General features: G+C 37.4%; 22 protein-coding genes. 20 read left to right on the top strand and 2 right to left on the bottom strand.

The genetic code is table 11. The annotated features are described in order from the left end of the window. Nucleotides 1-12: 12 nt before the first annotated feature. The 14 genes from DOK78_RS14810 (at nt 13) to DOK78_RS14745 (ending at nt 14,296) form a co-directional block, all read left to right on the top strand. Nucleotides 13-765, top strand: a complete 753-nt coding sequence (locus DOK78_RS14810; protein WP_207942103.1) for an SDR family NAD(P)-dependent oxidoreductase — start codon at nt 13-15, stop codon at nt 763-765. Further along, entirely contained in the window at nt 766-1,905 is a 1,140-nt protein-coding gene (locus tag DOK78_RS14805) for a glycosyltransferase (RefSeq protein ID WP_207942104.1), read from the top strand. It abuts the gene before it with no gap. Next, nucleotides 1,898-2,521, top strand: a complete 624-nt coding sequence (locus DOK78_RS14800; protein WP_207942105.1) for a hypothetical protein — start codon at nt 1,898-1,900, stop codon at nt 2,519-2,521. Before DOK78_RS14805 ends, DOK78_RS14800 begins: the two co-directional genes overlap by 8 nt. Beyond that, nucleotides 2,502-3,749 carry a glycosyltransferase gene (locus tag DOK78_RS14795; RefSeq protein WP_207942106.1) on the top strand — a complete coding sequence of 416 codons (1,248 nt, stop codon included), beginning with the start codon at nt 2,502-2,504 and terminating at the stop codon, nt 3,747-3,749. Before DOK78_RS14800 ends, DOK78_RS14795 begins: the two co-directional genes overlap by 20 nt. Further along, on the top strand, nt 3,746-4,723 hold the full coding sequence (locus DOK78_RS14790; protein WP_207942107.1) for an NAD-dependent epimerase/dehydratase family protein: 978 nt from the start codon (nt 3,746-3,748) through the stop codon (nt 4,721-4,723). The genes DOK78_RS14795 and DOK78_RS14790 overlap by 4 nt, the downstream gene beginning before the upstream one ends. Beyond that, nucleotides 4,698-5,498, top strand: coding sequence for an MBL fold metallo-hydrolase (locus tag DOK78_RS14785; RefSeq protein WP_207942108.1), 801 nt, complete (start codon nt 4,698-4,700; stop codon nt 5,496-5,498). Before DOK78_RS14790 ends, DOK78_RS14785 begins: the two co-directional genes overlap by 26 nt. Continuing rightward, the gene (locus tag DOK78_RS14780) at nt 5,495-6,763 is read left to right on the top strand and encodes a F390 synthetase-related protein (RefSeq protein ID WP_207942109.1); all 1,269 of its coding nucleotides are present in this window, start codon (nt 5,495-5,497) and stop codon (nt 6,761-6,763) included. The genes DOK78_RS14785 and DOK78_RS14780 overlap by 4 nt, the downstream gene beginning before the upstream one ends. Nucleotides 6,764-6,776: 13 nt before the next feature. Further along, nucleotides 6,777-7,706: a 3-oxoacyl-[acyl-carrier-protein] synthase III C-terminal domain-containing protein gene (locus tag DOK78_RS14775; protein WP_207942110.1), complete on the top strand. Its 930-nt coding sequence runs from the start codon at nt 6,777-6,779 to the stop codon at nt 7,704-7,706. Between the two features lie 275 nt (nt 7,707-7,981). Then, nucleotides 7,982-9,799 carry a sulfatase-like hydrolase/transferase gene (locus DOK78_RS14770; protein ID WP_207942111.1) on the top strand — a complete coding sequence of 606 codons (1,818 nt, stop codon included), beginning with the start codon at nt 7,982-7,984 and terminating at the stop codon, nt 9,797-9,799. A gap of 124 nt (nt 9,800-9,923) precedes the next feature. Beyond that, nucleotides 9,924-10,487 (top strand): elongation factor P, encoded by a 564-nt coding sequence (efp, locus tag DOK78_RS14765; RefSeq protein ID WP_207942112.1) that lies wholly within the window; start codon nt 9,924-9,926, stop codon nt 10,485-10,487. 56 nt (nt 10,488-10,543) lie between these two features. Continuing rightward, on the top strand, nt 10,544-11,737 hold the full coding sequence (locus tag DOK78_RS14760; protein ID WP_207942113.1) for a chloride channel protein: 1,194 nt from the start codon (nt 10,544-10,546) through the stop codon (nt 11,735-11,737). A 222-nt stretch (nt 11,738-11,959) separates the two neighbouring features. Next, a complete protein-coding gene (locus DOK78_RS14755; protein WP_207942114.1) occupies nt 11,960-12,994 on the top strand; it encodes a glycosyltransferase in 1,035 nt (344 codons plus the stop codon). Nucleotides 12,995-13,007: 13 nt separating this feature from the next. Next, on the top strand, nt 13,008-13,922 hold the full coding sequence (locus DOK78_RS14750; RefSeq protein ID WP_207942115.1) for a phosphodiester glycosidase family protein: 915 nt from the start codon (nt 13,008-13,010) through the stop codon (nt 13,920-13,922). 11 nt (nt 13,923-13,933) lie between these two features. Beyond that, entirely contained in the window at nt 13,934-14,296 is a 363-nt protein-coding gene (locus DOK78_RS14745; protein WP_207942116.1) for a hypothetical protein, read from the top strand. 80 nt (nt 14,297-14,376) lie between these two features. Here the strand turns inward: DOK78_RS14745 and DOK78_RS14740 are convergent, their stop codons facing one another. Together DOK78_RS14740 and DOK78_RS14735 are read right to left on the bottom strand one after the other, a co-directional pair. Beyond that, nucleotides 14,377-14,679, bottom strand: coding sequence for a GIY-YIG nuclease family protein (locus tag DOK78_RS14740; protein WP_207942117.1), 303 nt, complete (start codon nt 14,677-14,679; stop codon nt 14,377-14,379). Next, nucleotides 14,669-15,406 (bottom strand): tRNA1(Val) (adenine(37)-N6)-methyltransferase, encoded by a 738-nt coding sequence (locus tag DOK78_RS14735; protein ID WP_207942118.1) that lies wholly within the window; start codon nt 15,404-15,406, stop codon nt 14,669-14,671. Before DOK78_RS14735 ends, DOK78_RS14740 begins: the two co-directional genes overlap by 11 nt. A gap of 227 nt (nt 15,407-15,633) precedes the next feature. Here DOK78_RS14735 and licT point away from each other — a divergent pair, with 227 nt between their 5' ends. From licT to DOK78_RS14705, 6 genes are all read left to right on the top strand, one after another. Then, complete coding sequence (licT, locus tag DOK78_RS14730; RefSeq protein WP_207942119.1) at nt 15,634-16,473, top strand: BglG family transcription antiterminator LicT; 840 nt, start codon at nt 15,634-15,636, stop codon at nt 16,471-16,473. A 139-nt stretch (nt 16,474-16,612) separates the two neighbouring features. Then, nucleotides 16,613-18,490: a beta-glucoside-specific PTS transporter subunit IIABC gene (locus DOK78_RS14725; RefSeq protein ID WP_207942120.1), complete on the top strand. Its 1,878-nt coding sequence runs from the start codon at nt 16,613-16,615 to the stop codon at nt 18,488-18,490. A gap of 84 nt (nt 18,491-18,574) precedes the next feature. Continuing rightward, nucleotides 18,575-19,387, top strand: a complete 813-nt coding sequence (locus DOK78_RS14720) for a histidine phosphatase family protein (protein WP_207942121.1) — start codon at nt 18,575-18,577, stop codon at nt 19,385-19,387. A 66-nt stretch (nt 19,388-19,453) separates the two neighbouring features. Then, nucleotides 19,454-20,074 (top strand): lysophospholipid acyltransferase family protein, encoded by a 621-nt coding sequence (locus tag DOK78_RS14715; RefSeq protein ID WP_207942122.1) that lies wholly within the window; start codon nt 19,454-19,456, stop codon nt 20,072-20,074. 103 nt (nt 20,075-20,177) lie between these two features. Further along, the gene (locus DOK78_RS14710) at nt 20,178-21,302 is read left to right on the top strand and encodes an exonuclease SbcCD subunit D C-terminal domain-containing protein (RefSeq protein WP_207942123.1); all 1,125 of its coding nucleotides are present in this window, start codon (nt 20,178-20,180) and stop codon (nt 21,300-21,302) included. 1 nt (nt 21,303) lies between these two features. Then, complete coding sequence (locus tag DOK78_RS14705; protein ID WP_207942124.1) at nt 21,304-24,396, top strand: AAA family ATPase; 3,093 nt, start codon at nt 21,304-21,306, stop codon at nt 24,394-24,396.

The following is a 24,396-nucleotide window of genomic DNA, read 5'->3' as shown; positions in this document are numbered from 1 at the left end:
GGAGGCCAATCAGTGAAAACGATTTTGATAACAGGTGCCTCTTCGGGAATTGGTCAAGCAGTAGTGGAACGATTCGCATCTCAAGATGTTTGTTTATTATTAGTTGGACGAAATCAAGAAAAACTACAGCATCTAGCACAAAAATTACCAGGTAAAAATCAACTTATTCCACTAGACTTGACGGATTTAGCAGCAGTTCAAAAAATTCCAGCACGTTATAAAATTGATTATTTAATTAATTGTGCTGGCGTGGGTGAAGTTGGTGACTTTCAAGAATTATCTTTGGCACAAGAATTAGCTGAAATTGAAACGAATTTTTTAGCGCCGATGATTCTTTCAAAAGGTTATGCCCAGCAATTTGTTCAACAAAAAAGTGGTACAATTGTAAATGTCTGTTCTACAGCAGCTTTTTATGTTCATCCATTTTTAACAAGTTACGGAGCTAGTAAAGCTGCTTTGTGGCATTTTTCTTTGGGGTTATCTGAAGAATTACGGGCGTATCCTCATGTCCAAGTTCTAACGGTTTGTCCTGGACCAACTAAAACAGCCTTTTTTCAAGGGAAAATGCAAATAGCATTCCAAAAGAATAACTTTCAAATGGCACCAGAAAAAGTGGCAGAGGTTATTGAAAAAGTGTTAACAAAAAATAAAAACCATCAAATTATTGGCTATCGCAATTGGTGGATGACGCAGCTGATACGTTGTTTGCCGATAAAATTGCGTTTGAAAATAGTTGGAAATTATATCAAACAGGGGCGGATGTGAATGTATCTTTTTTATGGGTTAAGTATTAGCTTTGTCTTCTTTTTTTGCTTACGTTGGTTATTAGCAAAACGTTATACGAAGCCAAGGAATGATGGAGCGATTGATGAACGCGAGTACACTGTCTTACAACCGATTTTATCAGGGGATCCTCGTTTAGCCGAAGATTTGCGGGGGAATTTGGAACAAACGACAGAAATGCTGTTTATGTGGTTAGTCGATAAAAGCGATGTCGTTGCTCAAGAAGTGACACAAAACATTCTGCAAGAACCAGACTATGCCAAACGTGTCACGATTGTTTTGCTAGAAGATGTGCCACAAGAAGTCAATCCGAAAGTTTATAAGCTTAAGCAAGTGATGAATGAGATTACGACGCCATATTTTATGGTGTTGGATGACGATTCGGTGTTTAATCGTGTACGTCTAAATGAAATGAGTCATTATGAAAAAGTCACAGAAGATTTTATTGTGACAGGCATTCCCTATAATTTCGGACAGACTGGGTTATGGTCTAAACTAGTGGCTGCCTTTGTTAATAGTAATTCGCTGTTAACGTATTTCCCGATGGCAGAGGTCAAGGCGAATCAAACAATTAATGGGATGTTTTATATTAGTCGAACGGAACTTTTTCAGCGGTTAGCTGTCTTTGAAAAAATTCAATATGAGTTATGTGATGATTTGGCTGTAGCTGCTTTTTTAGCAAAAAATAACGTGCGCATTATTCAAAGCCAAATACCATGCAACGTGCGCAATACAGTGTTGCAACCGAAAAAATATGTCTTATTGATGAAGCGTTGGCTGCTGTTTGCATCAATTTATATCAAAACGTTTCCGTCAGTGGCGTTGTTTTTCTTAATCATTGTCCCTTCTTTTTTACCTGGGCTGTTGTTGCTGATAAGCATATTTCTAGGCTGGCAATATATCGTGGGAACGTTGGGATTATTTAGTTTAAAAGCAATCTTACTACGAACCTATCGAAATCAGTTTTTTGAAGGAAAGGAATCTCTATCTGTTATCGGCTATGAAGTGTTAAATGACATTTTTTTACCCTTTCTCTTCATATATACGTTAGTCACGCCTCCGATTATTCAGTGGCGCAATAAAAAAATTAAAGTCACGGATGGGAAAATTCGTTATGTTTAATTTTAAGCAGTATTTGACAGCCTTACAACAGCTAGACGTTAATCGAACGTTACTGACCACTTCGCGTAGCGTGATTTTATTAAGTGGAAGTAGTCATTATCAACATGCGTCATTGACGATTGAGCAACAACAGTTTTTAGCGTATTTTCAATCATTTGGGTATCAAATTATCCCTTCTAATTTCCCATATAATCAAGACTTTGACTATCAACAAACGGAATTTCCGTCGTTGTTCCAAGCGAGTATAAGCAATATTCATTATTATGGTCATACCTTGAGCAATCGGGTATTTCATAAGGAGTTGATTCGTCATTTGCAACCTTTATTTGAATTAGACGAGATTATTTTAGTGACGCAAAGTTCGGGATTGAACATGTTAACTCAAGTTTTAACGCATATGACTATTAAGCCTACATTGAAAATAGTGGCATTAGGTCCTGTATCTTTGCAAAAATTATCTTTACGAGAAAAGGGGTGGATAGTCAAAGGGAAAACCGATTATTATTCACGATTTCTTGATTTTAATCAACCAACAAACGAGGTCGCATGTGGCCATCATGAGTATTTATTATCACCAGCAGTCAAGGAGGTGCTTGATGACATTATCCAAAATTAAAGTTGATTTAGTGGCAGTTCCGTTTAGCGGTCATCTTTATCCGCTATTAGAGCTTGCGCGCCCTTTATTAGATGATGATAGCTATGAAATTCGCGTATTTACTGGTGCGAATAAAGTAGCAATAGCAGAAAAATTAGGCTTTACGGTAATTCCTTTGTTTCCCGAGGATCCTTCTAAAATGGAACGAATCGCTAATACGGACAAACAAATTAGTTCCTACGGCATGTATCAACAATTAAAGCAAAACCTTGAACTGATTCCTGAAGTAATGACTTTTTTAAAGAAAGCTTTTCAAGTACATCAAACGGATATTGTGGTGGCTGATTTTGTGGCAGTACCTGCGGGCATTGTCTGTAATCAATTAAATATTCCTTGGATTACGACGATTCCAACGCCTTTTGCTATTGAGAGTCAGCGTACGACACCTAGTTATCTAGGTGGTTGGTATCCAGCTAACACAAAGCTGGGAATGGTTCGTGATTGGGTTGGTCGAAAGGCGGTTCGTTCATTTAAACGACTAGTCGTGTGGTTATTAAGAAAGCAGTTAAAACCTTATGATTTTCATTTGTATCACCAAGGCGAAGAAACGATTTATTCTCCGTATTCGATTTTAGGTTTGGGAATGAAAGAATTAGAGTTTCGTGAGGATTTTCCGGTGCAATTTAAGTGGGCAGGACCATGTTGTTCTTCACTTGAAGAGAAGAGTCTTTCTTTTGAATCAAAAATGTATGTGTTAGTAACCAATGGCACGCATTTGTTATGGGGGAAGGACCATTTAACAAACTTGATTTGTGAACTTGCCGTCAAGTATCCACAGTTTCATTTTCTGATTTCCGCCGGTGATGATCGCGAAGAACACGTACAACAATTATGTGAGAATGTTTCCGTCTATAGTTATTTACCTTACGAAGAAGTCCTGCCTCATGTCCAATACGTGGTTCATCATGGCGGTGCCGGAATTTTATATAACTGCATCAAATATCAGCGTCCAGCCTTAATATTGCCTCATGACTATGATCAATTTGATTATGCTGTACGTGCAGAACTTGCGGGTATTGCAGAGGTTGCTAATCGGAAAAATAAGCGACAAATTCATGAGCGATTCCAACGTTTAGTGACGCGCGAATGGTCGGCATTAGCGCAAATTAGTCAACAATGGCAGAACTACCATCCAAGTCAATGTTTGAAGGATGAAATTCAACGCCTAAAAGAAGGTGAGCAAAAATGAAAGTATTAGTAACTGGAGCAACAGGTTTTTTAGGAAAATATGTCGTTGAAGAATTAGTTGAGCATCAATATGAGGTGATTGCTTTTGGCAGAAATGAAGCAGTGGGACAAACATTGGAGCAATCCAAAGTAACTTTTGTAAAAGGTGATTTTGTTCAATATGAAGAAATTGAACAAGCACTTGTCGGTGTCGATGCCGTCATCCATGCAGGTGCGTTATCCACAGTTTGGGGGAAATGGCAAGACTTCTATGAAACCAATGTTTTAGGCACCGAAAATGTTTTAAAGTCATGTGAACAACATCAAATTCAAAAAGTAGTCTTCATTTCATCACCTAGCATTTATGCGGCAGGTAAAGATCAACTTGATTTACGAGAAGATGAAGCACCTCATACCAATGAATTGAATTTTTACATTAAAAGTAAGTTATTGGCCGAAGCTAAAATAAAACAATACCGTCATGTTCCAACCGTTGTTTTGCGTCCTAGAGGTCTGTTTGGAATTGGTGATACCAGTATTATTCCTCGCTTATTGCGGGTTCATCGGAAAATAGGCATGCCTTTATTTAATGACGGGCAACAGTTGGTCGATGTGACATGCGTTGAAAATGTCGCTTTAGCAATTCGTTTAAGTTTGGAGAATCCGTTAGCTATTGGCCAAGTCTATAATATTACGAACGGTGAGCCACGGCCGTTTAAGTCAATTTTGGATGAACTATTAGTAGAATTAGCCTTGGAACAGAAATATCTTTCATTGAGTTTTCCGCTCATGTATGGATTATCAGCTAGCTTTGAAAAAGTGTATCGTTGGTTAGGCATTACGAAAGAACCATTATTTACCAAATATACCATTTTCTTATTGCGTTATAGCCAGACATTATCAATTGAACGTGCACAAAGAGAGTTAGGGTATCAACCGAAAATGACGATTAGTGAGGGGATTAGAAAATATGCAGCCCATTATCGAGGAAATTAGTTACTTTGCTTGTGGTTCTTGTACAAATCATTTGCATTGGATGTTTAAGCAGGCACCCAAAGAAACACGCGTTTTCCCAGCAGGTGTTTTTTTAATAAAGCATCGCACACAAGGGTATATTCTTTATGATACTGGCTATTCAACTGCTTTGTATCAAAACCAGTTCAAATATCTGTTGTATCGTAAAATCAATCCTATTCAAGTCTCCTTTGACGAGATGATTGATCAGCAACTGCGTCAAAAAGGCGTTGAACCTTCAGCTATTCGCTGGGTGATATTATCGCATTTGCATCCCGATCATATTGGTGGTGCTAAACAATTTCCGAAGGCGACATTTATCACCACAGAAGCAGTCTACCGCAATTTTAAAAAAGCAACGGTCAAAGATTTAATTTTTAACGAATTTCTACCGAATGATTTTGAAGAACGTGTGATCCATGTATTACCTAATCAACACGATTCGCAATTTCCTTATCATGCTGTTGCGGATTTGTTTGGAGACGGTAGTTTGTTATTGTCTTCGTTTGATGGGCATGCGGTTGGGCAAGGCTGTTTATTTTTACCTGAGAAAAATCTGTTTTTAGCTGCGGATATTTGTTGGGGGATGGATTTATTATCAAAAACAGAGCAATTAAAACCGATACCACGTTTGATTCAACATAATATGCGTGCTTATCGCCAAAGCTGTGCGCTTTTACAAAAAATTCAAGCAGATGGTATTCAAGTGGTAGTTAGTCATGATGCTACACAGCGTATTAAGGAAGTGTTGGCATGAATAAATTAAAAATGCTGCTGCCTTTTATTCAAGCGCGCTGGCTCCGACGTTTTAAAAATAGACAAGCGTTAGAACGGTATCAAGAAAAAGAACTGCAAAAACAATCTGCGTATATGCGCACACATTCGCCTTATTATCGTTCCTTGCCAGAGGAGGCAACATGGCCTTTGATGGATAAAACATTTATGATGGCACATTTTGACGAGTTAAATACAAAAGGTGTCAAAAAAGAAGAAGCCATGGCTTTTGCATTAGCCAGCGAAAAAAATCGAGAATTTAATGAAAATTATCAAGGGATTTCGATTGGTTTGTCTTCAGGAACTTCTGGCCATCGTGGAATATTTATAACGACAGAAGAAGAGCAAGCCTTGTGGGCAGGAACGATTTTAGGGAAAATGCTACCAAAAGGCAAGTTAGTCGGACATAAACTCGCTTTTTTTCTAAGAGCAGATAATCAATTGTATCAAAGTATCAATTCACCTGTGATAGAATTGGCTTATTTTGATACCTATCAACCGATAGAAGAACATGTCTCTCGTTTAAATGAATATCAGCCGACGATTTTAATAGCCCCTGCATCGATGCTGGTCGCTTTAGCTAAAGCAATAGAAGAACATCACTTGAAAATGGACGTGCAACAAGTGATTTCAGTTGCGGAAATATTGGAAGCAACCGATCAGCGATATTTGGAAAAAATCTTTCAATTACCAGTCATTCATCAAATTTATCAATGCACGGAAGGTTTTTTAGGTTGTACTTGCGAATATGGTCAGTTACATTTAAACGAGGATATTGTTTTTATTGAAAAAGAATATTTAGATGAGAAACGCTTTTATCCGATTGTGACGGATTTTAAACGAACGTCACAACCGATTATTCGCTATCGTTTAAATGACATTTTAGTAGAATCCAAAGAAAAATGTCCTTGTGGTTCAGTATACCAACGTATCGAAAAAATTGAAGGACGATCGGATGATATTTTCCTTTTTGAAGGGAAAAATGGCACGACGATTTCGGTTTTTCCAGATTTTATTCGACGTTGCCTATTGTTTGTACCTGATATTCGTGATTATCAAGTGACTCAACACCAACCGACGCATGTTGAAATTGCCAGCAATCAATTAACTGAACAACAAAAGCGACAAGTCATTCAAGAATTTGAAAAATTAGCAGAAGACTTAGAATTTAATTGCCCTCAACTAACATTCAATGCGTATGAATGGAATCCGCAAGTGAAATTAAAACGAGTGGCACGTAAATTTTAAATGAGGTGAAAAGATGAATCATGTGGAAATTAAAGGGTATGGCACAAGCTTACCAGAACAAACCGTACATTTTGAAGACCAAACACGTTATCGAATTTCTGGAGAAGAAACTCAGTTACGTTTAGCAGTTGAAGCAAGCGAACGTGCGTTGAAAAAAGCCGATTGTACAATCGACGACATTGACTGCATTGTTGCAGCAAGTGCAGTAGGGATTCAACCAATTCCGTGTACTGCCGCATTGATTCATGAACAACTAGCACAAGGATTAGACATTCCAGCAATGGACATCAATACGACTTGTACTAGTTTTGTAACAGCACTAGATATGGTTTCTTATTTAATTGAAGCTGGTCGGTACAAAACAGTATTAATTGTTGCAAGCGAAACAGGTTCTTTAGGTTTAAATCCTAAGCAAAAAGAAAGTTATGAATTGTTTAGTGATGGCGCTGCTGCGATGATTATTACGCAAACGACCGAAGAGAAAGGCATTCTCTATAGTTTGCAGCGTACTTGGTCAGAAGGAGCCCATGCCACAGAAATTCGTGGCGGGTTAACGAATTTTCATCCAAAATTTTATACCGAAGCAACGAAAGAGGAATACATGTTTGATATGCAAGGACCTAAAATTCTTTCGTTAACTATCAAAAAATTACCCGCGATGTTCCAAGAATTCTTAGAGAAAAGTGGGTTACAATTACCAGAGATTGACCAAGTCATTCCACATCAAGCAAGTCGAGCGATGCCGTTACTAATGAAAAAATTAGGGATTCAACGCAAACAGTATATTGATTTAGTGGATGATTATGGCAATATGGTCTCCGTGTCAATTCCTTTTGCTTTATGTCAAGCTTTGGATGAAGGGCGCGTACAATCAGGAGATATGGTTGTACTTTTAGGAACAGCAGCTGGTTTGACTACCAATATGTTGGCGTTGAGACTTTAAACATAAAAAAGCTTTGAATCGTAGCAGATTCAAAGTTTTTTTTATGTTTGTATTTTATGTAAACGTAATTACTGACTAGCACTCTTTTTCGTGGCGACCATCAGCTACGCTTTCTGATGCAACGTTTTAGGCTGAAAGTTTTAACTTTCTTAATAACTAGCCCTATTTAATCAAGCTTTACTTGAGTTAACTTTAAATTTTCGTTACAAAAATGCTTCTAATCTAACGCCTATGTTATAATGAAAGGTAAGAGAATAATCAAAGGAGGATCTTACATGCTGATTGGATTGATTATTTTAGTAGCATTTGTTATCAAGTATGCACCTGAAACGAAAAAAGCACGTCGTTTAAGCGGTCTCTATATAGCATTTATTTATCTTTCATCTATTTTTTTCTTCTATAATCAAGCGAGCATCTCTTGGGATTGGGGCAATATTTTTCTTCCTTTGACCGGATTACCTGCGAGTGCCCTAATAGTTGGAGCGACAGTTTTTAGCATTGCGAGTATCATGGGATATTTTTTTCATTTGGTACGCTCGAATCGAATTCAGAAGACATATACGTTAACCCGTCGGAATTGGTTGGCTTTTTTATTGTCTGCTACGCTGATTTTTAGTGGCGCTTTGGCATATTCAAGTAGTCGTTGGGCAATGAATGGAATTGGCAATATGCGTTTTGACCAGATTGTGTTTGCAATGACGCAACCTTTAAATGGCAGTGATCCAGGACAAATCCAAGCATTTATTTTACAACCATTATTGGAAGCTGTTTTATGGAGTACACCATTAATTTCACTGATGTATCTCTTTACGACTTGCAATGTGCAGTTTGGACGCAAGTCGATTAGTCGGCGGGTGTTATCTACTCGTTTAGTCTGGATGTTAGGCCTATTTGGCTTAGTGTTTGGGATTTCAATGAGTGCGAAAGAAATCGGCTATGCGGACATTAAAGCCTATTATTTCGAAAATACTGAAATCTATGAAAACTATTACGTTGATCCCAAAGAAGTTGAATTGAAATTTCCTAAGAAAAAACGAAATTTAGTGTATATCTTCTTAGAATCAATGGAAAGCAGTTATATGTCAACGGATTTAGGCGGAAGTCAAGAATTCAATTTGTTGCCTAATTTATCATCCTTATCTGAAACAGAAGGCATCCACTTTTCAAATACTACTCAAGTAGGTGGAGGAATGCTGCAAGTCCCTGGTGCGAACCAAACAGCCAGTTCGATGGTTGCGCAAACGTCAGGCGTGCCGTTACGTCCATCTGCTAGTTTTGGTTTATCAGATGGTTCTGGTGCCAATAGTGCCGAATATTTCCCAGGAGCCTATTCGCTAGGGGAAATATTAGATAAAGAAGGTTACAATCAAACCTTATTAATCGGTTCAAAAGCGGAATTTGCTGGTCGTGATAAATATTTCCAACAACACGGCAATTATGAAATTCGTGATTATTATTGGGCAATTGAGCAAGGATTGATTCCTGAAGATTATTATGTTTGGTGGGGCTATGAAGACAATAAACTCTTTGATTTTGCTAAAGACACCTTAAATGAGTTATCTGCCAAAGAAGAACCGTTTAACTTTACGATGTTAACAGCAGATACCCATTTTGAGGATGGTTATGCCACAGAGGAAACGCCGGATTTATTTGGCGATCAATACAGTAATGTGATTCATGAGTCTGATCGTCAATTGATGGCATTTTTATCTTGGATGAAAGAGCAGCCTTTCTACGAAAATACGACAGTCATCTTATGTGGGGATCATTTAACGATGGATAGTGACTTCTTTGATGATTTAGATCCAGAATATCAGCGAAGCGTGTTCAATCTATTTTTAAATACCAACAAAAAAACAGTTAATAATCAAAATCGCCAATTTAGTGCGATGGATATGTTTCCAACGACTTTATCTGCATTGGGCGTGAAAATTTCGGGCAATCGCTTAGGTCTAGGAACAAACCTATTTTCTAAAGAGCCAACGATTATCGAAAAATTGGGCTACGATACCTTTGAATCAGAGCTCATGAAACGTTCAAAATTCTACGATGAAAAATTAATTATGAATGAAGGAACGACTGAATCAGAATAACGACACTCATCTTGTGAATAGCAAGGTGAGTTTTTTTGTTATTTAATTAACAATACTAGCTTATTTGATAGGCTTCTGCTAAAATGGAAAAGGACGATTTTAAGAACAAAGGAGACGTTAAAACATGATTGCAGCAAGTGATTTAAGAGCTGGTATGACTTTTGTACAAGATGGTAAATTAATTAAAGTATTGGATCAAAGCCACCACAAACCTGGTAAAGGAAACACAGTAATGCGTATGAAACTAAGAGACGTACGTACTGGGGCAACTTACGATACAACTTTCCGTCCTGATGAAAAGTTTGAAAAAGCACACATTGATACAAAAACAGTACAATATCTATATACAATGGAAGATACAGCATATTTCATGGACTTAGAAACATATGACCAATATGAAATTCCTACTGAAGTAGTTGCTGAAGAAATGAAATACATTTTAGAAAACATGGAAGTTAAAATCCAATTCTTCGGTTCAGAAGTAATCGGTATTCAATTGCCAAACACAGTTGTTTTACGTGTTGAAGAAACACAACCATCTATTAAAGGTGCAACAGTAACTGGTTCTGGTAAACCAGCGACGATGGAAACTGGTTTAGTTGTCAACGTGCCAGATTTCGTGGAAGCAGGCGAATTATTAGAAATCAATACAGCAGAAGGTACTTACTTAAAACGCGCTGGTAAATAATAAAAAACGTTAAGTAGTGAAAGCTGCTTAGCGTTTTCTTTTTGAGGAGAGAAATTATGGAAATTACTGGTAAAAAACAAGAAGTAGCAATTATTAGTTTGTTGAGTATTTTTATTGGGTTAATTGTTGGTGGTATTGATACGCTTTTTGGAAGAGTTTTACTTGCGCTCACTGAATTTCGAGAGGCGCACTTTCTTTACCTCATTCCATTTTTAGCACCTGTTGGAATGTTGTTTGTTTATGTATTTTTGAATTATGGCAAAACTAGTTCGCAAGGAATGGGTCTGATTTTTCAAGTAGGTCATAATGAAGAGGATCTCATTCCAAAACGTTTAACGCCTTTTGTTATTGTAGGGACTTGGTTGACACATTTATTTGGTGGTAGTGCAGGTCGTGAAGGTGTGGCGGTTCAAGTAGGGGCAACTGTTGCGCACTGGATTGGCAAACTAATTAAAGGTGTCGATGCAAGCCAGTTTATTGTTATCGGGATGGCGGCAGGATTTGCAGGTCTGTTCCAAACACCTATTGCGGCAAGTTTTTTTGCTATGGAAGTTTTAGTGATTGGAAAATTGCGTTATGATGCGTTGTTACCAACGATGATTGCTGCTTTTGTCGCAAGCAATACGTCTGCATTTTTAGGATTAGAGAAGTTTTCGGTTGCCTTGGATGTGCCAATTACTTTTGATGTTTGGTTTGCACTTAAATTAATTGTTTTAGGAATGGCTTTTGGTTTTAGTGGCTGGGCATTTTCAGATAGCTTAAAATGGGCGAAAGGCTTCTTAGTGAAATATATTCCGAATGCGGTCCGTCGTATTGGGATTGTGGGAATTATTTTAAGTATTTTATTCGTGCTCTTTTTCCAAGGCCGCTATTCAGGTCTAGGTACAAACCTCATCAGTTTTAGCTTTAATGGTGGAACGATTGAACTTTATGACTGGCTTTTGAAATTAATCTTCACGGTACTTACTGTGAGTGCGGGCTTCCAAGGCGGCGAAGTAACGCCACTTTTTGCAATCGGTGCTTCACTTGGAGTCATTCTAGCACCCGTTTTGGGAATTCCTGTAGTTTTAGCCGCAGCGTTGGGTTATGCCAGTGTTTTTGGTAGTGCCACGAATACACTGTTGGCGCCCATGTTAATTGGTGGCGAAGTATTTGGTTTTAATTATTTACCTTATTTCTTAATTGTTTGTGGTATTGCGTTTATGTGTAATGGTAATCGTAGTATTTATGGCAATCAAAAAATTGGCTAACAAACTGGGGCTTTTGCATTTTATGCAAAGACCTCAATTTTTTGTTTTCATCAAAAAATGAAACAAAAGCTGGTTCTAAGTACTTTATGACTAAATATTCTTCGTACCCATTTTTAGCGATGGTCTTTTGAATAACATTCAAAAGGCCTTTTTGTTTTAAGGTGACTTTAAGGTAACTTCGTATAATCAAAGATATCACTACATTGAATGGAGGAGTTACCGATGAAAGAAACCGTCTTATTGATCCCCAGTTATCAACCGGATGAACAGACACTCGCTTTTCTTCGAGTGTTAACAGAAGCTAGCACTGTTCCAATTGTTGTTGTTGATGATGGAAGTGGTGAAAAATATCAGTTTTTATTTGAAGAAATGCAAACGTTAGGCATTACCGTATTGTCCTACTCAGAGAATCATGGAAAAGGATATGCATTGAAGCATGGCATGACCTATATTATGGACAATTATCCCGCTGCACGTTGGTTAGTGACAGCCGATAGCGATGGGCAACATACGCTAGCCGACATTCAGCAAATGATTGATCACTATCTCCCAATTTCAGGGAAACTTTTATTAGGTGTTCGTCAGTTTTATTTGAAGCAAACACCTTTGCGTAGCTGGTTAGGTAACCGCATGACAACGTGTATGTATTATGCATCAACAGGTATTTGGCTAACAGATACACAAACGGGCTTACGAAAATTTTCATTGCATGATATTCCTGAATTATTGATGATTTCGGGAGAACGATTCGAATATGAAATGAATCAGCTATTAGAACTACCTCATAAAGGGTATCAGTTAGCTACCATCCCCATTACTACTGTTTATGAAGAAAATAACCAAGGCTCACATTTTCGAGTGATTCAAGATTCCTTCTTGATTTATAAACCACTTGTGACTTTTTTATTTGCGTCACTCTCGTCTTCAATCGTTGATTTGGCATTATTTGTTCTATTAAGTTTAATTGTTGGAGAATCAGCTGGTGCGTTACTTTTTGCGACCTCGTTTGCACGGATTTTATCTGGAGTTTATAACTATCAAATTAATCGTATCGTAGTTTTTCATTCGCAGCATAGTATGCGTCAATCGTTTTGGAAATATGGCATCCTGTTTCTTACCCAATTGCTCCTTAGTTGGTTAGGCGTTTCTTGGTTTAATACAATGATATCGTCTGTGTTTATTAGCAAGATCCTGGTTGACAGTTGTTTATTTATCGCTAGTTTTATTATTCAGCGGCGAATGATTTTTGCAAATTAAAGGAGGACATGAGATGAAGCGATGGTTTAAGAAAAAAATGGCAGTCGTCAGCATATTTATTCTGCTTTTGATAGGTGCTGACAGTTATGTGTTATTAAAGGCGTTCGTTTTACCCCAAGCTGAAACAGTGATTGCTAGCAATCAGATTGCAAGTGAGTCAACCACTACAGACGAAACGACTGAAACAACGGAGCCAGTTATTACTGAAACGAGTTATTCCGATGAAAACATCCAACTTACGATTGATGAACAAGTTGTTAATAATACAACAGCTTATGTAGTGGATATTCAAGTATCTGATCCAAGTTATTTGAAGACTGCTTTGGCACAAAATACGTATGGTCGCAATATTAAGGAAGCAACTTCGACGATTGCCGAAGAAAATAAGGCAATTTTAGCGATTAATGGTGATTTTTATGGGTTTAGAAGTAGCGGCTACGTCTTGCGTAATGGCAATTTATATCGTGAAAGTGGCGTTGACGGACAAGAAGATTTAGTCATTGATGAAAATGGCGATTTATCAATTATTGATGAAGGCGAAATATCGGCACAAGAATTATTAGATAGTGGTGTTCAACAGGTTTTATCGTTTGGTCCAGCATTAATTGAAAACAGTGAAATCGTGGTGGATACTGCCACTGAAGTGGGACAGTCGATGAGTAGTAATCCAAGAACTGCCATTGGACAAATTAGTGAAAACCATTATGTGTTAGTGGTCTCAGATGGCCGAACTGATGAGAGTGAAGGATTGAGTTTATATCAATTAGCTGAAGTATTCCAACAAGTGGGTGCCACAACAGCCTATAACTTAGACGGGGGCGGTTCAACGACCTTGTATTTCAATGGACAAGTTATCAATACGCCCGTGGGTGGCCAAGGAAGCTCGGAACGTTCTGTTAGCGATATTGTGTATTTTGGTTATGAATAGGAGGAAAATCAATGATTCCCAAAACTATCATTCGTTATGTAATAAGTAGTATTTTCTTATTTATTTTTCAAGTTGTGTATCATCAATTCAGTCATGGTGTCGTTTCACCAGCTTTACGCTATATCTGGATAGTTCCTATCGTAGGGCTAATTATCTGGATAGTTGTAGCAAGTGTTAACCATTCAAAGTTGTCTTTTTTATACCATGCCGGAATAGTAATCTTAATCAATGGTTTCATTTTACAAGGTATTTTAGAGATTGCAGGAAGTGATTCTCCGTATATTGTCTTTTATTTTATCGTTAGTTTCTTATGTATAATCGTTGCTCTCGCTAGAATATTAGTGAAAAAAACGCCAGAAAGAAGGAATGTATAATGTTGTTTCTCTTATTATTTATCTTTGGTTTAATCTGGATGCTCTTACCCAAAAGAATTGTAAAATAAAAAAGTGTGTCTTCAATGAACTGAAGACACGCTTTTTTCATCTAGAACGGAAAGCGACGGATTGTTTTTAAGATAAATTTCTTTTTGTTTACGAGATAATTTCTTAAAGGCAGCTTCGGCTTTGGTTGCTTCGCTGCGAGTCTCGAAGACTTCCGCATGAATCATTTTTAAGGGACGTCGACGAGCCAATCGAGTGTATTTAGCACCCGTTCCAGCGTTGTGTTCTGCTAATCGTCGCGTTAAATCAGTTGTGTACCCACCGTAAAAGGTCTGGTCTTTACATTCTAAGACATAAAAATAATGTTTAGTTTCCATACAGCATTTTCCTTGTCTCAGGATTGTAGTTTCCATCTTGGTCATACGTAATTAATGGCGGAGCGACTTTAAAACCATCTTGCTTGCCATCTTTTATGCCTTCGATTAATAGAATATTCGCTTCTTTACCTACTTTAGGATAGACAAATTGAATTCGTTTGGGAACAATTCGATGGCGACGCATGCTGTCAATAATATCCAAAAAACGATCAGGACGATGAACCATTGCGAGTCGTCCATTGGTTTTTAAAAGTTTACTCGATACATGGATGACTTCATCTAAACTGGTGTGAATTTCATGCCGAGCAATCGCCAAATGTGGATTCGGATTTTTAATGCCTGTCTCACTATTTTTGAAATAAGGAGGATTACAGACTAATAGATCAACCGAATCCCCTTTGATTTTTGTTAAAGCGTTTGTTAAATCCATCGTATAAACGGTCATTTGTTCTTCCAATTGATTTAATTGAATGCTTCGTTGTGCCATGTCGGCTAATTTTTCTTGTAATTCGATTTGATAGATGTGAGCGTTTGTTTTACGACTAATAAACAAGCCAACTGCGCCATTTCCTGCGCATAAATCAACAATCTTTCCACGTTTGGGGATGGCTGGAAAATTGGCCAATAAAACCGCATCAAGTGAAAATGAAAAGACTTTTGAGCTTTGAATAATTTGAATATCATCTGCGTACAATTGATCAATTCGTTCGCCTTCGTTTAAATACATGCAAGTGACTCCTTTATAATAAAATAATGAGTTTATTATACGCTATTTTTATAAATAAAAAAATATATTGAAAAGGGTTGCATTTTGTATTGCAATTCTCTAAATCTTATGTTAATATCATTTTTGTGATACGGATTGTTACTGCAAAGCAGGCAAAACCAGAACGAACCAAACGAATTTGTTTAGGGGGAGTCTAGGTTTTTTTTGTTGTATAAAGAGAGGTCGCCATGATTATTGATAAAGTGTTGAATAATAATGTTGTTCTTTCTAGCAATGATGCTGGAGAAGAAATCATTTTGATGGGCCGTGGGTTAGCTTTTAAGAAAAAAGTTGGAGATGAGATTGATTTGTCGTTTGTTCAAAAAGAATTTGTGTTAAAAGATTCTTTTACGGGGCGTCAAATGGAGCAATTATTCTCAGATATTCCAAGTGATGAAATTGATACTGTGAAGAAAATCGTTGATATGGTTGAAGCTGACTTAAACGTAGAATTATCTAATAATATTTACATTACGCTGACAGACCATATTCATTACGCTATTGTTCGATCAAAAGAAGGAATAGAAATGCCGAATCCGCTCTTGCTGGAAACACAAAAATTCTATCCAAAAGAATTTGCAGTAGCGCAAAAAGCATTGGTTTTAGTCGAACAAGACTTAGGTGCGATATTACCCGAGACAGAAGCAGGATTTATTGCTTTTCATATTGTCAATAGCCATCAAGGGAATGACAATATGCAGACTACCATGCAAATGACGGAAATCGTGCGCGATATTTTATCGATAATTAGTCGTTATTTTGGAAAAACCCTTGATACACAATCGCTAAATTATCATCGTATTGTGACGCATCTACAATATTTTGCACAGCGTTACTTAAAAGATGAGTTGTCTGATGAACAAGATGAATTTTTATTTGCTTTAGTGCAATCAAAGTATCCTAAAGCATATCAAACAGTTGAGCGTATTGACGACTATTTAATTAAAGCTTATGGAAAATCATTAGGTCAATCAGAAAAAATCTATCTAACCATTCATATTGAACGAGTGGTGACAGATAAAAAATAACATTCAATCATTATAGGATTGTTACTGACAGACAGGCAAAACCTAGATTGAAAATAGAGCACGAACGTAGCTATTTTTTCGTACTCTTTTTTCAGTCTAGGTTTTTTTGCATAGAAAAACTATAAAGGAGAGAAAGAAAATGAGTAAAAATAGTGAAATTGCTGCTCGCGTCCTAGATGCTGTTGGCGGTAAAGAAAATGTGAACAGTGTGGTTCATTGTGCGACACGTTTACGTTTTGTTTTAAAAGATGAAGGAAAGGCTGATACAGAGCGTTTAAAACAAGACAATGATGTTATTCAAGTTGTGCAAAGTGGAGGACAATATCAAGTCGTTATTGGTAGTCATGTAAGTGATGTTTATCAAGAGTTGACATCACTAGCTAATTTTGGTGGCGGAGATGCTGCTGAATCAGCTGGTAAAAAAGGAAATATTTTTAATCAATTTGTCGATATTATTTCTTCTATTTTTACACCTTTCTTAGGAGCAATGGCCGGGGCAGGGGTCTTAAAAGGATTCTTGACATTAGCAGTTACTCTAAACTGGATTCTAGCTGAATCAGGTGTTTACGTTATCTTGTTCTCAGTTGCCGATGGTTTATTTACTTATTTACCAATTCTTTTAGCATTTACGGCAGCTAATAAATTTAAAACAAGTCCATTTTTAGCGGTTTCTTTAGCGATGGCCTTAGTTCATCCATCAATTACTGCTTTGGCAGGTGCAGGTGAAAGTATTTCGTTCTTTGGTATTCCAGTTATTTTAGGTTTAAGTGGATATACATCATCAGTTATTCCAATTATTTTAGCTGTTTATGTTCAAAGTCATATCGAACGCTTCTTTAAGAAAGTAGTTCCTAGTTTCTTACAAATTATTGCTGTCCCATTATTAGTTTTCTTAATTATGGCACCTGTAACATTTATTGCAATTGGTCCTTTAGGTACAATTATTGGTGATTGGTTAGGCTCTGCTTACAATGGCATCTATAACTTTAGTCCACTTGTTGCAGGAGCTGTCATGGGTGGTTTATGGCAAGTATTCGTTATGTTCGGTATGCATTGGGGCTTTGTACCAATTATGATGGTGAACTTAGGCCAAGTTGGTTTTGATACGATGGTACCAATGTTACTACCTGCTGTATTAGCACAAGGTGGTGCTGCATTAGCAGTCTTCTTTATTACGAAGAGCGTTAAATTAAAAGGTTTAGCTCTTTCTTCAACGATTACAGCAATTTTTGGAATTACAGAACCAACAGTATATGGGGTTACACTACCATTGAAAAAACCATTTATCGCAGCGTGTATTTCGGGTGCTATTGGTGGAGCGTTTATCGGTTTTAGTAATGTGTCCAACTATACATTTGGTTTAGTTAGTGTTTTGAGTTTGCCAGGATTTATTCCACAAGATACAAAAGATATGTCAGGAATGATTGCAGCTGCAATTGGTATGGGCGGTGCTTTCGTTTTAGCCTTCATTCTAACATATATTCTTCGTTTTGATGATCCAGTAGAAACAGCAATTGCAAAACCAAAAGCTCCAGCTGCGACTGGAACAATCGCTAAAGAACGTACAGTCTTAGTAAGCCCATTAGAAGGGAAAATTGTTCCTCTAGCTCAAGTTCCTGACCAAGTATTTGCTTCTGGCGCTTTAGGAAAAGGTGTCGCAATAGAACCAGTTGTTGGGAAATTATTTGCTCCAGCAGATGGGACAGTTACAACTTTATTCCCAACAGGTCATGCGGTTGGTTTAACAACGACTGATGGTGCAGAAGTATTGATGCATATTGGGATGGACACAGTTAGTCTTGAAGGTGAGGGCTTTGAAACAGCCATCAAACAAGGCGATACTGTTAAAAAGGGTGATTTATTAGTTACATTTGATATTGAAAAAATCAAGGCAGCAGGTTTACCAATCATTACGCCAGTTGTTGTAACGAATACAAATGAATATCTAGATGTATTAGATATGGAACAAACAGAAATTCTACCAGGCGAAGATTTCTTAACTATTGTTCCCAATTAAATAATAAAATAATTTCAGGCAGGAATGTCTGAAATTATTTTTGAGAATTATTGAAAACGCTTACCATTCGAAAGGAGAGCAACGATGAAAAAATTAATTTTAGGTGTTATTTTAGGATTTGTGGGAGTAGGTTTAATGGGATGTTCAAATGGAGGAGATGCGGCTTCCTCAGCTGAATCAAGTGCGCCAAAAGAAGAGGAAATCACCTTATATTTGACACGCCATGGCAAAACAATGTTAAACACCATGGATATCTCACAAGGTTGGGTGGATTCACCGTTAACACCTGAAGGAATTGAAGTGGCTGAGAAATTGGGTGAAGGCTTAAAGGAACAGAAGATTACCTTTGATAGTGTGTATAGTAGTGATGCTGGTCGTGCTCGCGAAACTGCTAAATTAATTTTAGAGCATAGCGGTCAAGAGTTACCAATCAATGAAGATGCTCGATTTAGAGAAGCAAATTTTGGTTCTTACGAAGCCAAACCTAATATGGAAATGGCAGCAGCTGCCGCAGAAGAGGCAGGTATTACTTTAGATGAATTATTAGAAATGCTGCAAACAGATACGATTGGTTCGATTCGTTTATTATCTGATGCATTGCATGATATTGATGCCAAAAAAGATGCTTCCGAAATGGGGTGGCCAGCAGAAAGTAGCAAGGAAGTAATCGATCGTTTGGTTGCGGGGACAGATGATATTATTAAAGTCGCTCAAAAGAATGGCGAAAAAGATATTCTCGTTGTTTTCCACGGAAATAGCATCATTAAATTGTTGTATGCGCTAGATCCGACTTCTAATCCAACAATGATTGAAAATGCAAGTATTTCAAAAGTTATTTACAAAGACGGTAAATATACAGTTGAATCTGTTAATGATACTTCTTACATTAAAGAGTAGAAAAAACTTGTCAACAGCGTTTTTTTTCTGCATACTACATTTAATGAGTATGAAAGGAACGAGCGTATGTTTTTTACATTTATGCGTGGCGTTATACGCGTCATTTTATTTGTAGTAAATGGGAATGCTCACTACGAGCAAAGAAAATTACTACCTAACGATGAGAATTATATTTTAGTTGCACCACACCGTACATGGTGGGATCCTTTGTATTTAGCAATTGCAGCCCGACCGAAAAAATTTGCTTTTATGGCAAAAGAAGAGTTGTTCAAAAATCCGGTTTTACGATTTATTTTGGTGAAATCCAATGCATTTCCTGTGAAACGTGACAAACCAGGACCGAGTGCCATTAAAACACCTGTCAAAATTTTGAAAGATACGGATTTGAGTTTAATTATGTTTCCAAGTGGAACGAGACATTCAACTGCTTTAAAAGGTGGTATGGCAGTCATTGCTAAGATGGCTAAAGTTCGTGTCGTCCCTTCTGTTTATCAAGGACCACTGACATTAAAAGATTTATTTAAACGTAAACGGGTGACTGTTCGCTTTGGTGAGCCAATTGATTTAAGTGATATTAAAAAGATGAATGACGAAGGATTAGCAGAAGTAGAACGCCGGATTCAAGACGCGTTTGATCAGTTAGATAAAGAAGTTAATCCAGATTTTCATTATGAACCAAATAAATAGGCCAAAAGGTATCTTAGCAAAAGCTAAGATGCCTTTTTTCTTTAGAGACAAAGAGCAGAAAGTGTTATAATAATGAGAAGAACATTTTTAAGAGGTGAAATGCGTGCGATTTTTACATACAGCCGATTGGCATATTGGGAAAAAACTTCATGGATACGATTTATTAGCCGATCAACGAGATAGCATTGACAAAATTATACGCTTAGCACAAGAAGAAGCCGTAGATGCGATTGTTATTGCGGGTGATTTGTACGATCGCTCTGTTCCTAGTGTCGAAGCTGTGGAACTGTTAAATCAAAAATTGATTGAAATAAATCTTGAGAAAAAAATTCCGGTGTTAGCTATTTCAGGCAATCATGATTCAAGTGGACGCTTAGCGACGGGATCACCGTGGTTTAAAGAAACTGATTTTTATTTGCATACGCAATTGAGCGAAGCGTTTCATCCTATTGAAATGGCAGACACCCAATTTTTCCTTTTGCCTTACTTCGAACCGATTGCAGCTCGCTTATATTTTGACGATGAACGTTTAACGACGATTCAAGCTGCCATGAAACGAGTAATTACTGAAATGGAGACATTGTTTGACACTACGAAGAAACAGGTATTAGTAACTCATTTTTTCATTGCGGGTGGTTTACGAACGGATTCAGAAACGCCGATTGAAGTGGGTGGATTAAACAGTGTGCCGTATGAATTATTAGAAAAATTTGATTATGTTGCTTTAGGGCATTTACATTCTAAAAACGCATTGACAAAAGGTAACGTGCGGTATAGTGGTTCACCATTAAAATTTTCTTTATCAGAAATCAATGATGAAAAAGGTGTTTGGATTATCGATACAGATGAACTGATTCCTGCGTTTCATGCACTACCACCTTTACGTGATATCCAATCGATCGAGGCCTCGTTTGATGAATTATTACAACCGGCCTTTTATCAACAGTTAAATCGAGAACAGTTTTGGCAAATTTCCTTAACTGATCGGGCCGTGATTCCAAATATGATGAATCAATTACGCGAAGTTTATCCATATATTTTAAGTGTGGAACGATTGAATGGTCGCGAAACGTCACAGCCATTTCTTGAACGACAACGTGAACAAAATCCTCAACAAGTTATCACGACTTTTTTTGAAGAAATAACGGGTGAGACCCTAACTGAAAAACAATCCAAGTGGTTATCAGAAGGGTTACAAACAGCATTAGATACAGAAAAGAGGGACTAACATGCAGCCGAGAACATTAACAATGAAAAATTTTGGTCCATTCATTCATGAATCAGTGGACTTTGGCGATTTTCAGGAAGCAGGTCTCTTTTTAATTAGTGGGAAAACCGGTGCAGGAAAAACCACCATTTTTGACGGTATGACGTTTGCTTTGTTTGGTGAAACTTCTGGACAGCTACGTTCAGGAAAAGAAATGCGTTCGATGTTTGCAACGCCAGAAGAAGAAACATCGGTGACTTTTTGTTTTGAGCATCAAGGATTTTTTTATGAAATTGAGCGTTCTCCAGAACAAGAAGTTCAGAAGAAACGTGGCGATGGAACAAAAAAACAAACCGCTAAAGTGCGTCTAACGATTTATGACGGTCAAATGCAAGAACAAAAGCAATATACGAAACGTACCGAAGTTGATCAGTTTATCAAAGATTTATTGAATGTGGATGCCAAACAATTTTTCCAAATTATTTTGTTACCACAAGGCGAATTTCGTAACTTTTTAATTGCTTCTAGTAGTGAAAAAGAAAAATTACTGCGCAATCTATTTGGTACTGAGCTGTATCAGCGCTTAAATGAATGGTTCCGACAAAAACAAAAAAATATGGACCAATCATTGAGCAAAAAATACCATCAAATGGAAGCTTTATTGCCACGGTTCCAATGGCTGGAGGAAGAAAAAACGTTTGTTTCTGTGCAAGAAACATTAAGTGATTGGCAAGAAATTATTGAGCAACTAGTAAATCGCCAAAAGCAATTAAAGGTAGACTTTGAACGCGCAAAAGACACGAAAAAGCAAGCCGAAACAGCTTTATATACTGGAAAAGAACAATCAAAATTATGCCTGGAACAAGCGGAGTTAACTGAAAAATATGCAGTTCTTGAGGCACAAACAGCCGAAATCGCAACGATACAAACAACCGTTGACCGCTTATCTTGGGTTGAAAAACATCTAAATCTCTTGCACAACTTAGACGAATGTCGCAAAGAACATGCGACAATTGATACCTTGTTGCTAGAGTTAACGCAATTAGTAAGTAAAAATAAACACGCCCAGACCGATTGGGAAGCCGAAAAAACAACTATGAATCAGTTGCAAGAACAAGTAACGAGGCAACAAAAGGAGCAACAACGACTTGAAAATTTAGTGCCTTTAGCAAAAAAAGTTCAAGAATTACAAGAAAAAGAGGTTGCACAAAAGCAAGTTTTAGCTGAGCTTCAAAAGCAAGTTGCCGATTATCAAGATCAACAAATTGCCCTTGAAGCAGCCCGTATTTCAACACTTTCAGAAGAAAAAGAAGTGTTGCAAGTAAAGGAACTGCAGCTCGTTCAATTGACAGCTAAAGTCGAACGCTGGCAAGAGGAACAACAGCAATTAGCCACCGTTCAACAGCAGCTTCAAACAAATGAACAAACAATGCACACTACTATAGAAAAAATAAACAGACTTGATGAAGATGTTACAGAACTTCGTGAGTTGTTTAAACAACAGCAGAGTGAATATGCCAAGCTACAAATTGCCCGTTTGCAGTTATTGCTAGTTGATGGAGAACCGTGTCCCGTTTGCGGTTCAACAACGCATGTGCACAAGGAACAAACGGTATCTGAAGACGAACTTGCAACAAGTGAACGCTTAGTTGAAGAAACGACTCAAGTATTACGAGCAAAAGAAGAGGCGTACCAGACTGTTCGTTATCAGCAACAAACCTTGCAGGAAAAACAACATGAGCTGATGATGCAAAAAACAACGCTCAACAATAATTGTAGGAGACTGCATCAAGAAATGGTGAAGCTCTTAAATGAGGAATTTGATCATCCAAGTGAACGCGTGCAACTTTTCCAAGAAACAGTGATGCAAGCACAAGCACGATTGGAACAAAAAATGAATGAGCAACAAGTAATTGAGGAAGAATTGAGTCAAGTGACCGCGAAGTATCAGACAGTCAATCAAGAATTCCAAAAACTTGAACACGTTGTACAACCTATTTCTTTAGAAATTCAAACGTTGCAACAACAATTGGACTATCAGACACAAGCTGAATTGATAGCTGAAATCACTGAACTGCAACAACAAATAAATACTAATCAGCAGCGCTTGGAAAAGTATCAGGTGCAAGGCGAAGAATTAACGACGGAATTTATTAGCTTACATGAGCGTCAGCAACAACAAACACAGCAATTACAAATGCTTGCTGAAAAAAAATACGAACAAGAAAAAAAATTGCAACAAGCACTAAATGACAGTGTTTTTGATTCAGAAGAAGCGATGCGCCTAGCCTACGAAGAGATTGCGATTTTACCAAGCCTGCAAGAAAAATTAACATCGTATCATCAAGAAGTAACGGTGATTAAAAGACGTTTACAGGATTTAGAGCGTCTGATTGTTGATAAACAACCAGATGTGACTTATTTGCAAGAACAATATGATTTAGCCGAACAGGAAATGACCGCATTACAAACTCAAATTATCCAGCAAGAGGAAACGCTCCAAAGCAATCGTCAGTTGTTACAAGAATTACAAACATTGTCCTTGCAATCATCCGAACAAGTAGCAGAAATGAGTCAATTGCAACAACTTTCGCAAACGTTAAATGGGGACAATCCTGAAAAAATTAGTATTGAACGATATGTGTTACAATCATTCTTAGCAGAGATTTTAGCAGTTGCTAATCAACGACTCAGTAAATTAACAAGAGGCCGTTATCAATTTTTATTAGCAAACAAAAAGGGGAGTTATCGAAGTTCTACAGGATTAGAAATTAATATCTATGATGATAATGCTGGTATGAGCCGACGTGCGCATACGTTATCAGGAGGCGAAAGTTTTATTGCTGCTTTAGCTTTAGCTTTGTCGTTAGCCGATGTTATTCAAAATCGTGCCGGTGGTATTGCCATCGAAGCACTTTTTATCGATGAAGGATTTGGTTCATTGGATGAAGAATCACTAGAAATGGCGATGGAAGCTTTAGAAATTATTGAAAATGAAGGACGAATGATTGGAATTATCAGTCACGTCAGAGAATTAAAAGATCGTATTCAACAACAATTAATTGTCCAAACAAATGGAAGCGGTCAAAGCCATATTAAGAGTCAAGTGGTGTAG

The sequence above is a fragment of the Enterococcus sp. DIV2402 genome, from assembly GCF_017426705.2.
GTDB lineage: Bacteria > Bacillota > Bacilli > Lactobacillales > Enterococcaceae > Enterococcus_F > Enterococcus_F lowellii.
Note: the sequence above shows the minus strand (reverse complement) of the source record. Positions and strands in the feature narration are given on the sequence as shown.